1 protein-coding gene and 1 pseudogene are annotated in these 890 nt (G+C 61.2%); one reads left to right on the top strand and one right to left on the bottom strand.

Features of this window, described 5'->3' with window-relative positions:
• Positions 1-72, top strand: a pseudogene (locus ACZXDY_RS46110) (peroxiredoxin); the annotation flags it as partial.
• Between the two features lie 123 nt (positions 73-195).
• Here ACZXDY_RS46110 and ACZXDY_RS46105 read toward each other — a convergent pair.
• Positions 196-348: a hypothetical protein gene (locus tag ACZXDY_RS46105; RefSeq protein ID WP_165421597.1), complete on the bottom strand. Its 153-nt coding sequence runs from the start codon at positions 346-348 to the stop codon at positions 196-198.
• Positions 349-890: the final 542 nt, after the last annotated feature.

The raw sequence follows: 890 nt of genomic DNA, 5'->3' as shown, positions 1-890 counted from the left end.
GATGCTCTGCAGACCGACGAGCTCTGCCCCTGCAACCGCGAGATCGGCGGCGAAACGCTGAAGGTTGCTTGAGGCATGTTGCTGGAGGCATCATGTCGATTGAGCAATTGAAGAACCAATCCCCGATTTCAAGGACGTCAGACTCAACTTTGCGCGATGATGTGCGCGGACCTGACACGAGCGAGCACGCGGATCCTACATACGGCGATCGAGGGCGGCGGCCGGAGTTTCGCAAATCGGATCGTCGGACGGCTGCGCTCCAGTCAGCAGGCGCCGGCCACAGCGCGCGGCCTCGGTTTGAGGCTGCAACGACTGCTCCTCGGCCCAGTCGAACACCACAATGCTCAATGCGCCACTCCCCGCCGCGCTTGTCGAACAGGCCGCAACAGCGTCGACCGATCGGAACTGCCGCACGCGCCCATCCTTGCCGCCGCGCTGCATGACAAGGAAGCACGTCGCACAGCGCTCCGCGTCGGGCCGACGAGTTCTATCAATAATTGGCCGAACTGGTGGATATTGCGGGCGCGGCTTTTGAGCACTTCTCGCGCCGGGAGGCGGGAGCCCTCCGCAGGCCCGGAATAGATGCCATGCCGATCTATTGGGTGGGGTCAATAGGAGCGGCGCAGCATGGCCTTGCTGGCCCGGGCCATGCAGCGGCAGTACCGATAGATGCAGTTGCGGATCGCGACCCGGTCCAAAGGTTCCATTAGGATCGCTTCATTCAATCACCAACTATATCCCGTCTCTGTAGCTAACACTCCAGTCGGAAAACACTGGCGAGAATGCCCCCTCTAGGAAGGCATGGCGTAAAAGCGAGTTCTGTGCGTCAAGTTCAGCAAAATTGATCATGGGGTCCGGCCAAGCCATCCCCTCGGAGCCGCCGTCGCTCG

The organism is Bradyrhizobium sp. LeoB3 (assembly GCF_055456055.1).
The sequence above is the reverse complement of the archived record's forward strand: the minus strand, read 5'-3'. Positions and strand labels throughout refer to the sequence as shown.